Raw genomic sequence first — 14676 nt, 5'->3', positions numbered from 1 at the left:
CCGCAGAGTGCCGTTAACCAATGCTTAGCCAATTTTCTTCAGATCTTGTGAGGAGGCCGCAGGGCCATCTCGACGGGGGTCCGGAATGAACGAGGCGATGGGTAGCAACGAAATCGGTACGGCTCGGACCGGCGGACGCACCGTCGATGTCGCGATCATCGGGGCCGGTCCGGCTGGACTGACCGCCGGCTACCTGCTGGCCAAGCGCGGGTTGTCGGTGGCGATCATCGAAAAGGACCCGGTCTACGTCGGCGGGATCAGCCGCACCGTGGAACACGAAGGCTATCGCTTCGACATCGGCGGCCACCGCTTCTTTTCCAAGAGCCAGGCCGTGGTCGACTTGTGGAACGAGATCCTGCCCGACGATTTCATCCAGCGTCCGCGGATGAGCCGCATCTATTACGAGGGCAAGTTCTACAGCTATCCGCTGCGCGCATTCGAGGCGCTGTGGAACCTGGGCATCGTGCGCTCCACGCTGTGCATGGCGAGCTTCGCCAAGGCGCAGATGTTCCCGAACAAGAATGTGCGCAGCTTCGAGGACTGGACAGTCAACCAGTTCGGCCAGAAACTCTATTCGATCTTTTTCAAGACTTACACCGAGAAGGTGTGGGGCATGCCCTGCGACGAAATGAGCGCAGATTGGGCCGCACAGCGCATCAAGGGCTTGTCGCTCGGCGCCGCGGTGATCGACGGGCTCAAGCGCAGCCTCGGCCTCAACAAGCGCCCGAATGACGGGATGCAGACCAAGACGCTGCTCGAAACCTTCCGCTATCCGCGCCTTGGGCCGGGCATGATGTGGGACGCGGCACGCGATTCCATCGTGGGCGCCGGAAACATTTCCGGGGTCAACGAAGTCCTGATGGGCCACAGCCTCAAGCAGCTCGCCAGCGATGGCCAGGGCGGCTGGCGCTTGTCGGCCACGAGCGAGGATGGTTCGGAAACGATCATCACCGCGCGCCACGCGATCAGCTCGGCGCCGATGCGCGAACTGGCGGCGCGGCTACATCCGTTGCCCGCGACCACGCTCCAGGCCAACCGGCTGCGTTATCGCGATTTTCTCACCGTCGCGCTCAAGATTCGTTCGGAGGACCTGTTCCCCGACAACTGGATCTACATCCACGACAGCAAGGTCAAAGTCGGCCGCATCCAGAACTTCCGTTCATGGTCGCCCGAAATGGTGCCCGAGAGCGGTGTGGCCTGCGTCGGGCTCGAATACTTCTGCTTCGAAGGCGATGATTTGTGGGCCTCGACCGACGATCAACTGATTGCACTAGCCACGCGCGAGATGGAGATTCTCGGCCTGGTCAAAGGCGAGCAGGTCATCGGCGGCGCGGTCGTGCGGCAGGAAAAGGCCTATCCGGTCTATGACGATGAATACGCCGCCAATGTTGCCGCAATGCGCGATGAACTCGAAGCCGCGCACCCCACGCTGCACATGGTCGGCCGCAACGGCATGCACCGCTACAACAACCAGGACCACGCGATGATGACCGCGATGCTGACGGTGGAAAACATTGTCGCCGGCTCGCGCGTTTATGACGTCTGGTGCGTCAACGAAGACGCCGAGTACCACGAGGCCGGCGATGAAGGTGCCCAAGCCGCGTTGCCCACGGCACCCGCCGCCGAACCGCGCCGCGCGCCAAGCGAAGACCAGGCCGCTGCGCTCGCATCGGTGCGCGATGTTCCGCAACGGATCGTTCCCGAAGTCCAGCCGCGCCGCGACGCCGCCTGATCGCCCGCGTAGCCCTGGAACGAACCACTATGGCCCGAACGCTCGCCGCGACCCCGCTGCTCCAGCGGCTGCGGCAGATCACGCTGCTACGATATGCGATCGCCAGTCTGGGCGCGCTGGCGATCGATTACGGCAGTTTCCTGGCGCTGCTTGACTTGCACGTGCGGCCGGCGCCTGCTTCCGCGCTTGGCTACACGCTGGGAATTGTCGCGCATTGGCTGCTTTCCAGCCGCAAGGTCTTTGCCGACCAGATCGCACCCGCAGGTCCAGCCCGCACCCGCCAGAAGGCGCTATTCCTTGTTTCGGCGCTTGTCGGACTGGCATTGACGACGCTGATCGTCGGTCTTTCCACCCGAATCGGTGTCGATCCGCGTATCGCCAAGCTGCTCGCCATCGTCACCAGCTTCACCGTGACCTGGCTGTTGCGCCAGCGGGTCGTATTCCGGTGAACACAAGCTCTTCGCCCCCACGCGGAGCGCTGGCCATCCGCGTTGTGATCGTGTGGGTTCTGCTGTGCGCGCTGATGTTCGTGGCCAAGGGCCATGCGCTGTTCATGCACCGTTTCCCCGATCCCGACGACGCGCTGCGGTTGGTGCAAGTGCGGGATCTGCTTGCGGGGCAAAGCTGGTTCGATGTCCATCAGTACCGCATCGCAGCCCCCGAAGGCGTGCCGATGCACTGGTCGCGGCTGGTCGACATTCCGATCGCCGCGATGATACTCGCGCTGCGCCCGCTGCTGGGCCAACCACTCGCTGAAACCATGACCTGCATCGTGGTGCCGCTGCTGACGCTGCTGTGCGCACTGGCCTTGATCGGACGGCTGGCGGGGCGGCTGTTCACGGTCGAGATCGCCGGTTTTTCCTGCCTGCTCGCCGCGTTGTCGGTGCCAGCCATGTTTCAATTCCAGCCGATGCGGATCGACCATCACGCCTGGCAGATCGTGCTGGCGCTGGCCGCGCTGAACGGGTTGGCCGAAACCGATCGGGCGAAAGGCGGCTGGATCATCGGCCTGTCAATGGCCGCGAGCCTTGCCATATCGATCGAAGGCCTGCCGCTGACTGCTGCTTTTGTGGGCGTCCTGGCGCTGCGCTTCCTCCGCAACCGCGCCGACGTGGCGGGGTTGGTCCACGGCAGCGCTGCGCTGGCACTCGGTTCGATTGCGTTTTTCCTCGGCACGCGCGGCCTGACCGACCTCGCCGAGCATTGTGACACCGTCTCGCCCGCACACCTCGCCGCGTTTGCTGCTGCCGCGCTGGGCTGCCTGGGCCTGACCGCGTTGCGCAACCGCCCGCCGCTGGCAATTGCCGCAGCGGGCGCAGCCGTGGCCGCAATATCCGCAGCCATCGTGCTGGCGGCTGCGCCCAGTTGCGCCAACGGTGCGTTCGCCGCGCTCGATCCGCTGGTGCGCAAGTTCTGGTACGCAAACGTCTTCGAAGGCCAGCCGGTCTGGAACCTGACGTGGCGCGAATTGATCTTCATGGTCGGGCCGCCGGTGATCGGGCTGGCGGCATCGCTGCGCCTGCTGCAAATCGCGCCGACCGCTACCGAGCGGGCCTGGTGGTTCGATTTTACGCTGATCATGCTTGCCGCAACGCTGATCGGCCTGATGGTGACACGGGCCTGTGGCGCCGCGGCGTTGATCGCAACGGTTCCGACGGGCTGGCTGCTACGCGATCGGATCGATATTGCCCGGATCGCCGCCGCACCCGTGTGGCGCCGCGTCCTGCGCTACGCGACCGTACTGCTGCTGGTTTTTCCCGGAGTTCCGGTCGTAACGGTCGATGCGGCGACGCAAGTCGCCTTGCCCGCCCGAAAGCCGCAAACGGCTGCGCCACAAGCGTACGGGGCCAGTTCATGCGACTACGACAAGCTCGCCGTGGGCCTGCGCAAATTACCTGATACCGACATTTTCGCACCGCTCGATCCGGGCCCACGGATCATCCTGGACACCGGCCATCGCGTCATCGCGACCGGTCACCATCGCGGCGTTGCCGGGATTCACGACGTGATCGCCGCGTTCATCGCGCCGCCCGACGAGGCAAAAGCGATCGTCGTGAAACGCCACGCCACGCTGCTGCTGATCTGCCCCGACCAGATCGAGGCCGACAACTATCGCACCGCGGCGCCCAAAGGCCTCATGGCCGCGCTGTTGTCCAACCGGGCGCCATCGTGGCTGACTCCGGTCGACCTGGCGCCGGGCAGCCACTTCAAGGCTTGGCGCGTCAGTTCTGCGCCGGCAGATGGCCGCGGGCTGACGAAGCGCCCCGGCTGACCCCGATTCGCACTATCAATTGCTCTCGGTAAATTTACTGGCCAACTTGTCGCCTAGATCGCGAGCATCCTGGTTGCCGATGTTTTCGGCCCGGGTCCATTGCTGGTTGGTCTTGCAAGTGGTGGTTCCGGCCACCAGCGATCCGATATCGACCTGTCGCCGGCAGCGGATGTGGTAAGGATGGCTGTTCGGCACCGACATGTTGAAGGTCTTGATATCCCTCGGAGTCATGTGGACCACGTCGGGTTCCGAGATGGTGGCTGGCATAACCCCCGATGTTGCAGGAGCAGGCGTTACGGCTTGGGCGGCGAGCAAAAGAATGAAGGTAGTCAGCATGAACTGGTCCTTTTCGCAAAAATGAGCGCGCTCGTTCCGGTCAGTTGCCGTTCTCGGCCTTGCTTGTCATCCTGTCACTCATCTCTCGCACGCCATCGTTGCCGACCTGTTCGGCTTTCGACCATTGCTGGTTGGTCTTGCAAGTCGTTGCTCCTCTGATGAGCGAACCAACATCGACTTCGCGTGTGCAGCGAATGTGATAGGGATGCTTCGACGGCACTGTCGCATTGAAAGCCTTGATGTCTCGCGGCGACATGCTGCGCACGTCGGGTTCGCTCACAGTCGTCTGGATAACGCCCGGTGGCATCGAAGCCGGAGTTGCGGCCTGCACCGCGAGCAGCAGAATGAAGGTGGTCAGCACAGTCGGGTAACTTTCGCCAGAAATGGCACCGGATGTCCGGCGGATGCCAAAACATATCGGTATTTCAATGCTGTTTCAAGCAGATCAGACCGCCCAGAGTTTTTGCTCGTGGGCCGATTTTGGCTTTGGCAACGCTCTGCAGCAAAGCACCAGTGTCTAGCTTGACTGTGGCGTTGCCAGCGCGTGGTCGGCCATATCGGTATAGCGGACGATCGCATCGCGCTCACGCGTCGTGAGGTGCGGGTTCCAGGTATCGATGATCAGCACGGCTCGCCTGCGGTCGCTGTCGTTCCAGGCTTCGTGCTCGATCGTGTCATCGAAGGCGAAGGCCTTGCCCTCTACCCATTCGCGCGTTTCACCGCCCACGCGAAACCCGCAGCCGGGCGGGATGTCGAGCGCAAGGTGGAGGATCGCGCGGGTGTTGGTTACGCCCGTGTGCGGCGGAATGCGGGTGTGCGGGCGCAGCAGCGAGAAGAACGCGTTGGGGGCGCGACCGGGTATGCGCGCCAGCGGCAGACGCTCCAGCAGCGCGGCGGTTTGCGGACAGCGATCGAGAATGGGCTGGTTCGGCGCGCCATATTCCCACAGGAAGCATGCCGACCAGTCGAGCGAATGATCCAGAGCGCTCCACAAGTTTTGCGGCGTGCCTTCGTCCATCCGCACATAAGGCCGCATGACCTCGCCCGGTGAAGCCAACAGCGCATCGAGTTCGGCCCGGACGACCCCAGCGCCGGCTTCGAGCTGGTCGAGCCAATCGAAGTGCAGGCGATCGAAAAACTCGTCTGCCGGCAGGAACGGGTACTGCAAACCGGCGCATTCGTTGGTGTAGATTGCCCGCTTGCCCAGCGCACGGTCGACAAATGCGTTGATCCGGCGCTTTTCACACTCGTCCCACTCGCCGCTGACTGCATCGAAAGCGACATCCAGGCGCGATTCGATCCGCCCCTGCAGCGCATCGCAATACGCCCTGCCCGCTGCAATCTCGGCTTCGATCGCGGGTGCGAGCGCGGGCATCTGCGCTGCAAGCTGGAACGCCCCGCTCCAGGCCTGAAGCGCAGCGGTCTCCTCGCCAAGCCGCTGGAGCAGTTGCGCCATGCGCAATTGTGGTCCGAAGTCGGTGCGGTCGATCGACAAGGCCCGTTCGAGCGCAAAGCGTTCGCCCGCGCCATCGCCAGCCAACCGATATGCATGCGCAAGATTGGACCACAGCGGAATCGCGGTGGGGTCAGCCGTGGTCGCTCGGCCGAACGCAGCCGCCGCCGCGGCATGGTCGCCAGCCCGCAACGCCGCCATGCCGTGCGCGTTCGCCTCCTGGGCCTTGGCCAAGTCGATCATGCTAACCCCCTGACTGCGAGGTTAGGTCCAGCCCGGCGGCACGGCAAGTAGGAGTTGTCGGGCGTTGCGCGACGACTTAAGCCGCTGGCATGGCCACGACGCGCTTTTCGTTGAATGATCCCGAATGGCTGGCACACCGCTTTGTCGAAAGCGACGATGCCTTCCGCTTCATTCGATTGCCGCGCGGCGATCATGACACCGTGCCGTTCCTGACCGACGATTACCTGAAAGTGCGCGAGAGCGCGCCCGATGTGCCCGCCCTGCAGTGCCTGGAATTGCCGGGCGACGCTCCGCTCCATTTCATCTTCCACTCGGCCTTTTGCAGTTCGACCATGCTCGTCCGCGCGTTCGACCGGCCGGGGGTGGCGATGGGATTGAGCGAGCCGATGATCCTGAACGATCTGGTCGGTTTCCGGCGCCGCGGTGCTGAACCCCGTGCCGTGGCGCGCGCCGCCGATGCAGCGACCAGGCTGCTTGGGCGGCCGTTTGGGCCAGGCGAGGCGGTGGTGGTCAAACCGTCGAACCTGGTCAATCCGCTGGCGCTGCTATTGATTATGCTTCGTCCGCAATCGCGCGCGCTGTTCCTCCATGCCCCGCTCGAAACGTTCCTGATTTCGGTGGCGCGCAAGGGCATCGATTGCCGCTTGTGGGTGCGCGAACTGCTCGAAGCCTTCATGCGCGATGGCGCGCTGGACCTGCCCTTTACGCCGGAGGACTATTTCCGCCAGACCGACCTGCAAGTGGCCGCAGTCGGCTGGCTGGCGCAACATCAGCTCTTTGCGCGGCTGGCCGAACGGCTTGGCCAGGAGCGCCTGAGGTTTCTTGATTCGGCTAGCTTGCACGCGGTCCCTGATGCGACGTTGGGAGCGATAGCAAAGCATTTCGGGCTGACGCTCGGTTCCGATGCGGCGCGCGATATCGTCGCCGGACCGGTGTTTGCGCGCCACTCGAAGTCGGGCCAACCCTATACCGCCGAAACCCGTGCGCGGGACTATGCGGCGGTGCGCTCGGCTCACCAGGACGAGATCGAAAAGGTTGTTATATGGGCCAGCGCCGTGGCAAAATCGGCAGGCATCTCACTCGATCCTCAATTCGCCGCGTTGGCCGCAACCAGCTGATTTCAATAGTCGAAGCGTTCGATCCACGGCGCCAGAATCGGCATCACCGGCGCGAGCTGTTCGGCATAACGCTCCCACTGCCGCGTGCCATCGTACAGCCCCTTGCGCACCTGCCCGACGCTTGCGGTGGCCACGCCCCGCGCGTTGGCGGTGCGGTCGAACCGGCGCATCGCCGCGTTCCACGGTAGCCCGATCGCGGCACACATCGCGCGCGTTTCGGTGTCGAAATTGCGAACCAGGCAGTCATAACGGACCTCGTGCAGCACGATCGGTAGCCGCTGTTCGGCCAGCGCGGTCAGCCGCATCAGTGCATCGTAATGCCGCGCGGTATCTTCCAGCGTGGTAAAGTCGAGCGTGTTGCTGGTCACCGCAAAATGGGTGCGGAAGCACGACCACACCACGTCGCGCGGATCGCGCATCATCCGCAGCAGCCTGGCGCCCGGGAACAGCCGCGCGATCAGCGGCAGGCGGGTGCCCTTGAGCGGGTCCATGTCGACAAACCCCGGTGCGCCTGGTGGCACGCCCGATTCGGCAACCTTCGTCCAATAGGCCTGCCGCCACGGTGCAATTTCAGCCTCATCGGCGCGCGCAAAGGCCGCCATTCGGTCCACGATCGAAGCGGCATCGCCGGCCAGCACGGCGGTATCGGCTGTCGCGAGCGTCGGCCGTTCTTCCAGCGCGGCAACCCCGGGCAATGACGCCAGCACGTTCTCGACCAGCGTGGTGCCCGACCGCGGATAGCCAAACAGGAACACGTGGACGTTTGCTTCACCGGCTACCGCGCCGCCGCGATCTTCGGGCCAGCGCACCGTCGGCATGGCTTCCAGCCCGGCGGTGATGGCGCGGACGAAGGCGCTGTGCCGCATGATCGTTTGCGTGGGCACGGCATTGGCGGCTCCGAAATCGGCTTTGCTCCGGGCATAAGCTGCGAACGCCTTGTCGCATTCGCCGAGTTTGTCATGCGCATCACCGATCAGGCTCCACGCGAGCGAACGGTCATTGCTCGGTTCGCGCAGGCGCACGACCATCGGGCGCAGCAGGTCGAGAGCAACGCCCGGCTGTCCAGCCTCGATCTCGATCCGCGCGAGCGCTGCGGCAGACACGACATTTGCGGCATCGATGGCCAGCGCCGCACGCGCGTGTTCGCGTACCACGTCAGCGTCGCCCGTTTTGGAGGCGAGTGCGGCAAGCCCGGCGTGGGCGACTGCGGCGTGCGGAGCCAGCGACAATGCGTGGGCGAAGCTTTCGCTGGCGGCGCGGTCCGATCCACCGCCCGACAGGATGGTGCCACGCTCGATCCAGGCATCGGCATAAGTCGGTTCGGCGCGGATCGCTGCGTCGCAGATTTCGACCGCATCGCGCAACCGGCCTTGCTGGCGGAGGAATTGGGCAAAGCCGGTGAGGACCGCCGGATCATCCGGCGCAAGATCGCGCGCTCGGGTGAACAATGTTTCGGCCGAGGTGGTGTCTCCGCGCGCGTTGCGGCCGAGTGCGGCCACCATGCAATCGTACCCGTCCGCGTGGCCCGCAGCCAGAGCGGCTTCGGCTTCGGCGGCAGCATGGGCAAGCGCGGGGTCGATCACGAAAGCATCTGTCGCGCGGTGCCCGTCAGGGTGTCAACTGCCAGGGCAAGCTGGCACGCACAAAAAAGGGGCGGGCATCGCTGCCCGCCCCTCCTTTTGAGTTTCAACCGATCCTTGCGGGATCAGAACTTCCCGATCCCGGAGGGGATCAGAACTTGACGTGTGCCGACACCGAGAAACGGCGGCCCAGCGCGTCGTACGTCGACGGATAGGTGTTGCCGCTGTTGTAGGTGGTCGCACCGGCCGTGTTGCCCACAATCGGCGGAGTCTTGTCGAACAGGTTGCTCGCACCAACAGTCATGCTGAAGTTTTCATTCACTTCAAAACGAGCGGTCAGGTCGAAGTAGTTGTACGCCGGGATCTTGTTGAAATTGACTGAAGTGCCGGCAATTGGACCCGTGCCCGCAGGTGCAGTGCCAATGAACAGGGCGCCGCCCGCAGCAGCCTGCAACGGTTCATACTTCACGCCGTTGATGTGGCGCCACAGAACCGACAGATCCACCTTGCCGTAGGTGAAGGTGTTACGCAGCGACCACTGGAACTTCGGCTGGATCGAACCGCAGTTCGCGCTGTAATAGCCAACGCATTCACGGTCGATCGGGTTGGTCGAAGCGGGGTTCGAGTTGAACTTCGAATGGGCGGTGTAGTTGCCCACGAAGTGCGTGGAGTACTTCACCTTGCCGAACTGGTGGTTCCAGTCTGCAATGACGTCAATACCGTTGGTGTAGAGCACACCGAGGTTGTTGAGCGTCTGGAGCAGGCCGAACGTGGTCGCTGGATCGCCATCGAGGCCACCGGTGATCGGGTTACGACGGATCGAGGTACAAGCAACGCTGGTTGCACTTGCTGCGGTGAGATTGCCGAAGCACGCCGCGATCGCGTCACCCGGGGTAGCGGTCCCGATAACGCCCGTCACCTTGATGCGATAGTAGTCAACCGAAACCGTGAAGTGCGGGATCACTGCAGGCTGGAGCAGGACACCCACGGTGTAGGTGTTGGCCTTTTCCGGCAGAAGTGCAGGGTTGCCGCCACCGGTCGAGTTGGCCTGTGCCGCAGTCGGGTTGGTGATCGAACCAATGGTTCCAGCCGGAGCGCCCTGCGCAAGGCAGACTGCCTTGAGGTTGGCGCTGGCGACCGGTGCCGCACCCGAGCAGGGGTCGGTGCCGAGGTTGGTGAGACCCGTGCTGACCGGCGAGAACAGCTCGCCGATGTTGGGCGCACGGACGGCGTGAGCGTAAGTGCCACGCAGCTTGACGCCGGCGACCGGTTCCCAGCTCAATTCGCCCTTGTAGGTGAAGGCGTTGTTCTTGAACTTGGTGCCGTCGATCGACTGGCGCGCATAACGTGCTCCGCCGGTGGCGGTCAGGCTCTTGAACAAGGGCTTGTCCGAGACGAGCGGAACGACCACTTCGCCGAAGGCTTCCCAAGTGTCGTAGCCGCCGTTGATGTCCGGAGCTGCACCGCCTGCGCCACCCAGTTCGCCCGGGGTCTTCGCGAGAAGATCCGAAGCCTGCTGTGCGTGGTACTTGCGATATTCGGTGCCGAGCGCGAAGTTGATCGGCTCGCTCGCTGCAGGCGAGGTTACGCCGATATCACCGCTGACCAGAGCGCGGAACTGGACGAGCGAGGTCTTCACCTGGGTCGTGCTGTTCTGCGAGAGGAACGCGGCTGCCGCCTGAGTGATCGTGCCTACGTCACCGAAGATGTTGACGGGAACGCAGTTGTTCGATGTATCCTGGCAGGTCGTGCCGTTGTTCGACAAGGCAGCCTGACGGAAGCGCGATTGCAGCGTGTAGTTCTGGATCGTCTGGATCTTGGTCGATTCACCGTACGACCCGTTGACGTCCCAGTTGATGTGCGAGTTGATCGAACCGCGCAGGCCAGCGCGATAATCGAACACCTGCGTGCTGTAGTCGCTGATGCGGGGACCGACTTCAACCGCACGACGGCTGAGAGCGACCGTGACGGTGCGATATGCAGCCGATGCCGGACCACTTGCGGTGGAAGCCGCGGTGCATTCGGCCGTGGTGAAGCGCGGCACGTACGTGCCTGCAGCACCGACGTTGAATGCGCAGAACTGGTTGCGCAGCGCAGCGGGCAGGAACGGGTTGTTGAGGTTGACCGTAACGGTGCCGCCGAACGAACCCGATGGTGCGATAATCGTGTCGACCGTGTTCTTCGAGAACAAGGCGCGCGTGTAGACTTCGATCGAGTCGCTGATCTGGTAGTTCGCCGCAGCGTAGATGTTGTAGCGCTTGAACGGTGTCTGGAACACGTTGTACGGGTTGAAGTTGAAAGTCGCGAACGTGTTGACCGCCTGGCCGGTGGCCGGGTTGATCTGGCGAGTGCCGCCGTTGCCGGTGCTTCCCACGACAGGAACGATGCTGGGCTGACCGGTCAGCGGATCGATCGGGCGAGTGCCCGAAAAACGTGCCGGAACCGTGGTGCCCGAACCAGCCGGACCGCCCGTGAACGAGCTGACCTGGTTGATCGAGAAGTCGCGATCGCCCTGGTAGACCGGATCGGACTTCTGGTAGCCGATCGACAGCACGGCGTTGCCCTTGCCATCATCGAAGTTGCCACCGATCGTCAGGTCGACGCGAGCGGTGTTGCCATCGCCCTTCTGGTTGATCGCTTCACCGACCGACAAGTCGACGCCCGAGAAGTTCTTCTTGGTGATGAAGTTGACAACGCCCGAAATCGCGTCCGCGCCATACGTGGTCACGGCAGCGCCGGTGAGCGCATCGACCCGGCTGACCAGCGCCAACGGAATGTTGTTGAGATCGACGCGGCCCGAAAAATCGACCGGTACGATGCGGTTGCCGTCGAGCAGCACGATGTTGCGGTTCGAGCCGAGACCGCGAAGATCGACGTAGGACGAACCGCCATTGCCGTTGTTGACCGCAGAACCGATGTTGGCGACGACGCCCGGGATTTCGCGGAGAACTTCTTCAGCCAGGTTCGACTGCTTGAGTTCGATTTCTTCCGACGTGGTCACGTTGACCGGGTTGGCCGAAGTGAGGTTGGGGTTGCGGATCAGCGATCCGGTAACGATGATCTGCTGCTGCGGTGCGGCATCATCGGCAGCGGCCGCTTGCGGCGTAGCCGTTGCGTCTTGCGCGAAGGCGGGCATTGCAATCATGGCAAGCCCGAGCGCCGCAGGTGCAACGCCAGCCTTCAGCTTGGAATAGTTCTTCATGAGTTCTCAGCCCCTAGTTGAAATGGCGATCTGGGCCGCCACAGCAAAGGCCAGGCTGAACGCATCGATCCAATAATTAGGAAAGGTCCAGCCCGGATGCCGCGTGGGTGCCCAAACGGTAGGCCGGTGTAAAGCCGGGAGCGGCGGGCTTCCGTGGTTTTGTTCCCCATGTAACCAATTTGCCACAGTGATGTGGTTCGGGGTAGAGACCCCTTGCGCCGGCGATCGGGGGGACTACCGCTGATCTACCGACGCCCAAGGAGAAGACAGATGACCGGCAAGTTTCCCCTTTTGCTCATCGCGGTCTGCTTTGCCATGCCGGGCGCGGCGGTAGCCAAGACCAAGCCCTTGAACGCCTCGCCGCAGATTTTCCGGGCTCTGGTCGATTGCAAGCAGTTGCCCGATCCGACCGCGCGGCTGGCTTGCTATGACAAGGGCGTTTCGGCGCTCGAACAAGCGGCGCTCAAGCACGACGTGGTGATTGCCGATCGCGAAATGATCCGCGAGGCACGGCGCGCGCAGTTCGGTTATACGATGCCGTCGTTGCGCATTTTCGGTGGCAGCGACGAGGATGCGGTCAAGGAACTCCAGACCAAAGTCCGCTCGGCGCGCGATATGGGCCTCGCCATGGTGCGCTTCACCACCGAAGAAGGCTCTGTGTGGCAACAGACCGAGAGCCGCACCCTGGCCGTCGATCCCAAGCCCGGCACCGAGGTGGTGATCAAGGCCCACGCCTTCGGCCGCTATACCGCTACGTTCAAGGGCCAGGTCGCGATCAACGTGCAGCGGGTGCAGTAGATTTGGCAGTCAGCCCGTCGGCATGGCGCCCAGGAACAACAGCGGGTCGAGTTTGGCCGCGCGCCACTTGATGCTCCAGTGCAAATGCGGGCCGGTGGCGCGGCCGGTCATGCCGACGCGGCCGATGGCCTGCCCCTGACGCACGGTATCACCCACGCCCACGTTTAGTGCAGAGCAGTGCAGGAACGCGCTGTTCAACCCCATGCCGTGATCGATCAGGAGCAGATGACCTTCAAGGGTGAAGGCCTGCACAGCGGCGAGCACCACCACTCCATCGGCCGGCGCCGCGAACGGCACCCCCGCCGGGCGCGCAATGTCGAGCCCGGAATGATAGCTCGCGGCCATTCCGCGATAGATGCGTTGCGATCCGAACCGGCCGGAAAGCCGCCCGGTCAGCGGCCAGGTCATCGCTTGCCGCCAACCTTCGCTGGGGCGATTCTGCGCGCGGGCAGCGTTGATCTGCGCAAGCTCGGCCGCGCGCCGGCGCAGGAATTCCTCATCGGGCAAGGCGCCGGGCCGCATCGGCAGGTTGATGTGTTCGATCTGCCACTGGCGCGGCGCGATGGTCAGCGGAAGGGTTGTGGTTGAACCGCTGGCTGCGGTACCGGCGAGCATCGCTGATGGCCCCGCATCGCGATCGAACGCGATGAAGAACCCACCCGAACGATCGACCGGCACCGGCGCCCCATCGAGTTTGAGCGAAGAACCGTTGGCCATCTGCCCGCGTGCCCAGCCGCCTTGCGTCAGCTTTCCGGCGAGGATCGCGATCGGCGGGACGGCCGCGGCAATCGGACGAGCGCTGGCCAGCAAAGTGCCGAGGCTTGCAGACAGCCCGGCCAGCGCTGCGCGCCGATCGGTGATCACGTGGCAGCGATCATTGGGCGGACAGCAACCGCTTCGTGGCGATCTCGCAAGTCGCGTAAGCTTCCTGCAACGGCACGCTCCAGTAGCGCAGCACGTCGAGCGGGATCGCCTCGCCCGTGACCGCGCACAGGACGTGGTCACCCGGAGAAAGCTGGCGGAAGCCATTGGGCATGTACTGCAACCGGGTCGGCCGCGAGGAGGAGGACATCAACATGGGCACGTCCCTAGACGATTTTCGGCGCGGGTAAAATACGGCGCGATTCCGGTGCGAATCAGAACAGTTCCTGCTGCCCGGGCGGCGCAACGGCCTTTCGCGAAGGACCGCGCAGCGCGGTCGCCGGCGTCACGTCGAGCGTGCCGTCGGCAAATTCCAGCCGCAACGCCGCGAGCGCCACCGCGCCGGCGCGACTCTTGACGACCTGGCCTTCGGGGGTGATCACCAGAACATAACCGCGCAGCAACGGTGCCTTCGGGTCGAGTTGGAGGCGCAAGCGATCGAGCGCATCGACCCGCGCCCGCGCGACCACGATCCGCTGGATCACCGCTTCGGGGCGCAACCGCTGCGCGCGCAGCCGTTCGTGCTCGCGCGCCAGCCGCTGGGTCAGCAATGCGGGCCGCAGTGCCCCGCCGTGCCGCGCCAGCACTTGCGCGGCGATTTCGGTGCGGTGGCCGAGCGCACGGGTCAGCCGTTCGCCCAGATCATCGAGCTTCTGCGCCTGGCCTTGCAGCAGCGCCTGCGGTTGCGGCAGCCGTTCGGCCCGCGCCGCCAGCCGTTCGCGCGCCTGGCCGACCAGCCGCAGCACGCCCCGCTGCTGGCGCGCATAAAGTTCGGCCAGCGCGGCGGACAATTCGCCGTGGACCGGCACTGCGATCTCGGCGGCAGCGGTGGGGGTGGGCGCGCGCCGGTCGGCGGCGAAATCGGCAAGCGTGGTATCGGTTTCGTGGCCCACCGCGCTGATTACGGGTATGGTGCTGGCGGCGATCGCGCGGACGACTTCCTCCTCGTTGAAGCTCCACAAGTCCTCGATCGAACCACCGCCGCGCGCAACGATGATCAGGTCTGGCCGGGGAATCGGAC

The 14676-nt window shown here is 64.1% G+C and carries 13 protein-coding genes; 5 read left to right on the top strand and 8 right to left on the bottom strand.

The genetic code is table 11. From position 1 onward, the window contains the following. The first annotated feature begins 85 nt into the window (after positions 1 to 85). From Q0R16_RS14765 to Q0R16_RS14755, 3 genes are read left to right on the top strand one after another with little or no spacing between them, the layout of a single operon-like run. A complete protein-coding gene (locus tag Q0R16_RS14765) occupies positions 86 to 1732 on the top strand; it encodes an NAD(P)/FAD-dependent oxidoreductase (RefSeq protein WP_295637643.1) in 1647 nt (548 codons plus the stop codon). Positions 1733 to 1761: 29 nt separating this feature from the next. Beyond that, complete coding sequence (locus Q0R16_RS14760) at positions 1762 to 2181, top strand: GtrA family protein (RefSeq protein ID WP_295637640.1); 420 nt, start codon at positions 1762 to 1764, stop codon at positions 2179 to 2181. After that, a complete protein-coding gene (locus tag Q0R16_RS14755; protein WP_295637637.1) occupies positions 2178 to 4004 on the top strand; it encodes a hypothetical protein in 1827 nt (608 codons plus the stop codon). Before Q0R16_RS14760 ends, Q0R16_RS14755 begins: the two co-directional genes overlap by 4 nt. A 15-nt stretch (positions 4005 to 4019) precedes the next feature. On the opposite strand, the gene Q0R16_RS14750 is transcribed toward Q0R16_RS14755, so the two are convergent. The 3 genes from Q0R16_RS14750 to Q0R16_RS14740 form a co-directional block, all read right to left on the bottom strand. Then, the gene (locus Q0R16_RS14750) at positions 4020 to 4340 is read right to left on the bottom strand and encodes a hypothetical protein (RefSeq protein WP_295637634.1); all 321 of its coding nucleotides are present in this window, start codon (positions 4338 to 4340) and stop codon (positions 4020 to 4022) included. A 40-nt stretch (positions 4341 to 4380) separates the two neighbouring features. Continuing rightward, a complete protein-coding gene (locus tag Q0R16_RS14745) occupies positions 4381 to 4701 on the bottom strand; it encodes a hypothetical protein (RefSeq protein ID WP_295637631.1) in 321 nt (106 codons plus the stop codon). A gap of 156 nt (positions 4702 to 4857) precedes the next feature. Next, complete coding sequence (locus tag Q0R16_RS14740) at positions 4858 to 6036, bottom strand: aspartyl/asparaginyl beta-hydroxylase domain-containing protein (RefSeq protein WP_295637628.1); 1179 nt, start codon at positions 6034 to 6036, stop codon at positions 4858 to 4860. A gap of 89 nt (positions 6037 to 6125) precedes the next feature. Here Q0R16_RS14740 and Q0R16_RS14735 point away from each other — a divergent pair, with 89 nt between their 5' ends. After that, complete coding sequence (locus tag Q0R16_RS14735) at positions 6126 to 7154, top strand: hypothetical protein (protein WP_295637625.1); 1029 nt, start codon at positions 6126 to 6128, stop codon at positions 7152 to 7154. 2 nt (positions 7155 to 7156) lie between these two features. Here the strand turns inward: Q0R16_RS14735 and Q0R16_RS14730 are convergent, their stop codons facing one another. Both Q0R16_RS14730 and Q0R16_RS14725 read right to left on the bottom strand, forming a co-directional pair. Next, the gene (locus Q0R16_RS14730; RefSeq protein ID WP_295637622.1) at positions 7157 to 8737 is read right to left on the bottom strand and encodes a sulfotransferase; all 1581 of its coding nucleotides are present in this window, start codon (positions 8735 to 8737) and stop codon (positions 7157 to 7159) included. A 148-nt stretch (positions 8738 to 8885) separates the two neighbouring features. Continuing rightward, on the bottom strand, positions 8886 to 11936 hold the full coding sequence (locus Q0R16_RS14725; protein ID WP_295637619.1) for a TonB-dependent receptor: 3051 nt from the start codon (positions 11934 to 11936) through the stop codon (positions 8886 to 8888). A 270-nt stretch (positions 11937 to 12206) separates the two neighbouring features. Here Q0R16_RS14725 and Q0R16_RS14720 point away from each other — a divergent pair, with 270 nt between their 5' ends. After that, complete coding sequence (locus Q0R16_RS14720; RefSeq protein ID WP_295637616.1) at positions 12207 to 12734, top strand: hypothetical protein; 528 nt, start codon at positions 12207 to 12209, stop codon at positions 12732 to 12734. Positions 12735 to 12743: 9 nt separating this feature from the next. Here the strand turns inward: Q0R16_RS14720 and Q0R16_RS14715 are convergent, their stop codons facing one another. The 3 genes from Q0R16_RS14715 to xseA all read right to left on the bottom strand — a co-directional run. Further along, a complete protein-coding gene (locus Q0R16_RS14715; protein ID WP_366857768.1) occupies positions 12744 to 13598 on the bottom strand; it encodes a M23 family metallopeptidase in 855 nt (284 codons plus the stop codon). 10 nt (positions 13599 to 13608) lie between these two features. Continuing rightward, complete coding sequence (locus Q0R16_RS14710) at positions 13609 to 13812, bottom strand: DUF2093 domain-containing protein (RefSeq protein WP_295637613.1); 204 nt, start codon at positions 13810 to 13812, stop codon at positions 13609 to 13611. Between the two features lie 58 nt (positions 13813 to 13870). Next, the coding region (xseA, locus tag Q0R16_RS14705; protein WP_295637610.1) for an exodeoxyribonuclease VII large subunit at positions 13871 to 14676 on the bottom strand (806 nt) is incomplete at its 5' end.

It is taken from the genome of Novosphingobium sp. (genome assembly GCF_025351285.1).
Taxonomy (GTDB): domain Bacteria; phylum Pseudomonadota; class Alphaproteobacteria; order Sphingomonadales; family Sphingomonadaceae; genus Novosphingobium.
This window is presented reverse-complemented; position numbering and strand designations above follow the sequence as displayed.

What these genes read in the sequence shown, in the direction of transcription:
- Q0R16_RS14725 (WP_295637619.1), bottom strand. Translation starts at nt 11,936, where the DNA reads ATGAAGAACTATTCCAAGCTGAAGGCTGGCGTTGCACCTGCGGCGCTC.
- Q0R16_RS14760 (WP_295637640.1), top strand. Translation starts at nt 1,762, where the DNA reads ATGGCCCGAACGCTCGCCGCGACCCCGCTGCTCCAGCGGCTGCGGCAG.
- Q0R16_RS14750 (WP_295637634.1), bottom strand. Translation starts at nt 4,340, where the DNA reads ATGCTGACTACCTTCATTCTTTTGCTCGCCGCCCAAGCCGTAACGCCT.
- Q0R16_RS14735 (WP_295637625.1), top strand. Translation starts at nt 6,126, where the DNA reads ATGGCCACGACGCGCTTTTCGTTGAATGATCCCGAATGGCTGGCACAC.
- Q0R16_RS14720 (WP_295637616.1), top strand. Translation starts at nt 12,207, where the DNA reads ATGACCGGCAAGTTTCCCCTTTTGCTCATCGCGGTCTGCTTTGCCATG.
- Q0R16_RS14740 (WP_295637628.1), bottom strand. Translation starts at nt 6,036, where the DNA reads ATGATCGACTTGGCCAAGGCCCAGGAGGCGAACGCGCACGGCATGGCG.
- Q0R16_RS14710 (WP_295637613.1), bottom strand. Translation starts at nt 13,812, where the DNA reads ATGTTGATGTCCTCCTCCTCGCGGCCGACCCGGTTGCAGTACATGCCC.
- Q0R16_RS14765 (WP_295637643.1), top strand. Translation starts at nt 86, where the DNA reads ATGAACGAGGCGATGGGTAGCAACGAAATCGGTACGGCTCGGACCGGC.